General features: G+C 69.0%; 3 protein-coding genes. All 3 read right to left on the bottom strand.

The annotated features are described in order from the left end of the window. Positions 1–8: 8 nt before the first annotated feature. Positions 9–1,886 carry an Hsp70 family protein gene (locus JNK68_06010; protein MBL8539910.1) on the bottom strand — a complete coding sequence of 626 codons (1,878 nt, stop codon included), beginning with the start codon at positions 1,884–1,886 and terminating at the stop codon, positions 9–11. Positions 1,887–1,969: 83 nt separating this feature from the next. Further along, positions 1,970–2,602, bottom strand: coding sequence for a DUF2760 domain-containing protein (locus tag JNK68_06005; protein MBL8539909.1), 633 nt, complete (start codon positions 2,600–2,602; stop codon positions 1,970–1,972). A gap of 149 nt (positions 2,603–2,751) precedes the next feature. Beyond that, positions 2,752–3,078, bottom strand: a 327-nt coding sequence (locus tag JNK68_06000) for a glycosyltransferase (protein ID MBL8539908.1), incomplete at its 5' end; no start/stop codon positions are given.

The following is a 3,078-nucleotide window of genomic DNA, read 5'->3' as shown; positions in this document are numbered from 1 at the left end:
GCGCCGGGTCACGACTCCGCGCGCAGGTTGAACTCCAGCTTCCACCTGTTGCTGGACTGCGTGTGCTGCATCCACAACTCCAGCGTGCCGACCTCGGTCACGCGCGGGTGCAGCGTGACCGGCACCACCTGGCCTGCGGCGCCTTCGACCGGTGGCAGCGTGAGCGTCAGGCCGGCGAGCTCGTCGAGCGCCTTCGCGGCATTGTTGACGACGCCGCCGATGCGATCACCGGCGCGGATCTCGGAGGCGAAGAAACGGAAATCCACCGCTTCGCCCGTCACCAGCCCGAACTCGCGTCCGGGCAGCTCGAGCTCGGTGCCCTCGGTGGTGCCCTGGGGCACGATGCAGATGGCCTTCACCGGCGGCACGTAACCCGGCACCGCGGGCATCGGGCTTTCCAGCCCGAGGTAATACGAGCGCGAAGTGCCCGCCTGGATCTTGATGCCCTTGCCCGAGGTGCGGGCGGCACCGTAGTACGCGGCGCCGCGCGATACCGCGATGTCGAGGCCGGCGCTCTCGAGCACCTTGAGCGGCGTGTCGGCGCCGAGCCAGGACTGCAGCAGCGCGACGATGCGCTGGCGGAAGGCTTCGGCCTCGAACACGCCGCCGTTGAAGAGCACGGCAGTGGGCCGCAGGACGGTCGCCGCGTCGAGGTCCGCCGCGCTGCCGAGCAAAGCTGCGAGCTCGGCATCGGAGCGCACGTTCTCCAGCGCGCGCTTGAGGAAGCGCGCGAGGTGCTTGCTCACGGCGGGCTCCGTCGCGTAGTCGAGCCCGTACTCCTGCAGGCCGACCGATTTGCGCTGCGCGGGCAGGTCGTCGACACCGGTCAGCGGGAAATAGCCGTCGACCAGAATCGCCCCTACTTCGTCGCGCGTGAGCGCCGTCGCGAGCGTCTTCGCGAACAGGCTGGAACCGCGCGAGGGCACGGCGATGGGCACTTCCGCGAGCGACGCGTCGGCCAGCAGCTTTTCCTTCGCTACCCGCGTGGCATGGACGAGGGCGAGGAACTGCCAGGTGTCGAGCTCCTGGCCGTCCGCCTCCAGCTTGTCCTTCAGCATGTAGGCGAGCGCAAGATCCATGTTGTCGCCACCGAGCAGGATGTGCTCCCCGACCGCGATGCGATGCAGTTCCAGGTTCTTCGAGAGCCCGTCCGGCGCGGCGGCAACGGCGATGAGACTCAAGTCCGTGGTGCCGCCGCCGATGTCGAGCACGAGCACGAGATCGCCCGCCGCCACCTGATCGGTCCAGTGTCCGGCGTCCGCGTCGGCTTCGGAGTGCGCGATCCACGCGTAGAACGCCGCCTGCGGCTCTTCGAGCAGCGTCACGTCGCCGAGACCCGCGGCGACCGCCGCTTCGTGCGTGAGCGAGCGCGCCACTTCGTCGAATGACGCCGGCACCGTCAGCACGACGTGGCAATCGTCCGGCGCGGCCTCGATGCCCTCGCGCGCGAATGCCTGAAGCGCGGCGTTGCGCATGTGTGCCAGGTAGCGCCGCGAGGCTTCCATGGGCGACACCTTCGCCTCGGCGAGATCGGACTGCCAGGGCAGGATCTGCGCGCGGCGGTCGACGTGCGGATTGCAGAGCCAGGACTTGGCGGAGGTGACGACGCGGTCCGGCACCAGCGCGGCGCGCTCGCGCGCGAAGGCGCCGACGACGGCATCGCTCGATGCCGCGTCGTCCCACGGCAGCGCGAAGCTGCCCTCGGCGTATTCGCCGCTGGCGGGAATGTAGAGCACGGACGGCAGCAACGGCTTCTCGCCGATCACTCCCGGTCCGAGAACTTGTGTTATGTCGATGCCGCGTGCGCGTCCGTTCTCCACCTCGGCGAGCGAGAGACAGGAATTGGACGTGCCGAGATCGATGCCCAGAATGAATTGCTTCGTCATGGATGAGTCCTGCGGTTCGAGACGCCAGCGAAAGGAGCGCCGGCCGCATCCGCGGCCGGTTCGTGCGAGCCCGGCGAAGCGGGCTAGCGCACCTCGACTTCCATCGGCGTGATGATGTTCGGGCCGGTCGGATCGACCGGGCGTGTGAAGCGCGGCAGCGCGAGCTTGGTCGTTTTCCAGCCGCGGTGCACGACCACACCCGTGTACGGCGGCTCCTGCTGCACCTTGCCGAGCAGGCGATAGCGGTTCGGATCGGACGACTTGTCGAGCGTCACGCGATCGCCTTCCTTGCCGTCGTGCGTGGGCGCAAGCGCCAGACACTCCTTGATCACGGCGGAACAGCCCTGATGCACGACGCGGGAGGCGGCTGCGACCTGTGCATCGCCGAAGGCGGTGATGTCCTCCGTCACGAAATCGAGGAAGCGCCCTTTCTCCTGCAGCATCGACAGCAGGATCAGCGCTTCACCGGTCTGCGTGGGTTCCACCCTGGCCGGCTTCGGGGCAGCGGGTGGAGGCGGTGGCGCCGCCTGCACGGCAGGCGCTTGCGGCTGCGGCTTCGCGCGCGATGCGGCGAGACCCTGCCACGCGATGAACAGCGTCAGCAGCACGACGGCTGCGTTGAGATACGGAACCGCCGCAGCGGGGAGCGTGTCGGCAGGGAGGAGGTTGAGGGCGCTCAGCACGCATGCGGCGAGCGCGGCAATCGATACGGTCATGGTTGGTTCGGCAGATTCGGAGTCGGTCGGAGGCTGCTGCGATCGGGCGCGCGGCGCGCACGGCATCTGGCGGCAAGGCTGTGGACGCGAGCTCCAGACGCGGTTTCGATCTTACCATTGTTGCGCCGCATCGAAGGAGGACATTGGGGTTACAGCAGCCTCTCGATGCGATCGCACGCGGCGCGCACGCCGTCTTCTGCGCGGATTGCCTCCGCCACGGCCTGCGCGGACTGCGCGTAGCGGGGGTCGTCGAGGAGCGCGCGCAAGGCCTCGACTGCGCGCTCGACGGGGAACTTCGCACGCGGAATGCAGCGCGCCACCCCGAGCCGCTGCGCGCGCTCGGCGTTATCGGGCTGATCGTGGCTGAACGGGACGACGAGCATCGGCCGCCCCGCCTTGAGCGCCTGCGCCAGCGTTCCGATGCCGCCCTGATGCACGATCGCCGCGGCGCGCGGAAACACGATCGAGTGCGGTGC

This window comes from Betaproteobacteria bacterium, assembly GCA_016791345.1.
GTDB lineage: Bacteria > Pseudomonadota > Gammaproteobacteria > Burkholderiales > JAEUMW01 > JAEUMW01.
This window is presented reverse-complemented; position numbering and strand designations above follow the sequence as displayed.

Coding starts and splice junctions, on each gene's coding strand:
- JNK68_06010 (MBL8539910.1), bottom strand. CDS start 1,886: ATGACGAAGCAATTCATTCTGGGCATCGATCTCGGCACGTCCAATTCC.
- JNK68_06005 (MBL8539909.1), bottom strand. CDS start 2,602: ATGACCGTATCGATTGCCGCGCTCGCCGCATGCGTGCTGAGCGCCCTC.